At 58.9% G+C, this 1,348-nt stretch carries 2 protein-coding genes; one reads left to right on the top strand and one right to left on the bottom strand.

Going from position 1 to position 1,348, the window contains the following annotated elements; all coding sequences use genetic code 11:
• Positions 1-1,072: type I glutamate--ammonia ligase (glnA, locus tag AC1D0Z_RS21910; protein ID WP_477660258.1), on the top strand; the 1,072-nt coding region annotated here is incomplete at its 5' end.
• 26 nt (positions 1,073-1,098) lie between these two features.
• Here glnA and AC1D0Z_RS21905 read toward each other — a convergent pair.
• The coding region (locus tag AC1D0Z_RS21905; RefSeq protein WP_477660257.1) for a hypothetical protein at positions 1,099-1,348 on the bottom strand (250 nt) is incomplete at its 5' end.

The following is a 1,348-nucleotide window of genomic DNA, read 5'->3' as shown; positions in this document are numbered from 1 at the left end:
GGCCTACCTCAAGGCTTCCGGCCTGGGCGACACCGCCTACTTTGGTCCTGAACCGGAATTCTTCATTTTTGATGACGTGCGCTGGAACACCGACATGTCGGGCACTTTCTTCAAGATCGAAGAATACGAAGCGCCCTGGAATTCCGGTGCCAAGCTCGAAGGCGGCAACCGCGGACACCGTCCGACCGTCAAGGGCGGCTATTTCCCCGTGCCTCCTGTCGACAGCACGCAGGACATGCGCGCCGAGATGGCCCTGATCCTCGAATCGCTGGGCATCCCCGTTGAAGTGTTCCACCACGAAGTGGCCGGTGCCGGCCAGAACGAAATCGGTACCCGTTTCAGCACGCTGGTCCAGCGCGCTGACTGGACCCAGGTCCTGAAATACGTGGTGCAAAACGTGGCCAACGCCTACGGCAAAACCGCCACCTTCATGCCCAAGCCTGTGGTCGGCGACAACGGTTCCGGCATGCACGTCCACCAGTCCATCTGGAAAGACGGCAAGAACCTGTTTGCCGGCGACGGCTATGCGGGCCTGTCTGATTTCGCCCTGTATTACATCGGCGGCATCATCAAGCACGCACGTGCCCTGAACGCCATCACCAACCCCGGCACCAACAGCTACAAGCGCCTGGTTCCTGGCTATGAGGCACCGGTCAAGCTGGCTTACTCGGCGAAGAACCGTTCGGCATCGATCCGCATTCCTTACGTTGCCAACCCCAAGGGCCGCCGTATCGAAGCGCGTTTCCCCGATCCACTGATGAACCCGTACCTGGGCTTCTCGGCCCTGATGATGGCGGGTCTGGACGGCGTGGAAAACAAGATCCACCCGGGCGAAGCCGCCACCAAGGACCTGTACCATCTGCCACCCGAGGAAGATGCAAAAGTGCCAACCGTTTGCCACAGCCTGGACCAGGCGCTGGACGCACTCGACGTGGGCCGCAGCTTCCTGACCAAGGGCGGTGTGTTCACCGACAGCATGATCGACGCCTACATTGAACTGAAGATGGGTGAAGTGACCCGCCTGCGCCAGGCGACTCACCCCATCGAATTCGAGATGTACTACTCCCTGTAATCAGGGGACGCTCAGCCGCTTGCTGTTTATTTATACAGTTTGTGGTCAAAAAAGGACGGCAGATGCCGTCCTTTTTTATTGCCCCGGCAGGTTGTAGGTGTGCTGGCTTTGTGTTTTTGCCCCTTTGCCGCATACTGATAGACCGTCCTTCGCCCTTCCTGGGCATCGGGAGTTCCTATGAAAAACACCTTATTGCTTTCTACCTTGTCGTTGCTGCTGACTGGCGCGGGGAATGCTGCATGGGCGCAGCAGATATACCGCTGCGCAGGCATCGGA

It is taken from the genome of Polaromonas sp. P1_E3, from assembly GCF_056405935.1.
Note: the sequence above shows the minus strand (reverse complement) of the source record. Positions and strands in the feature narration are given on the sequence as shown.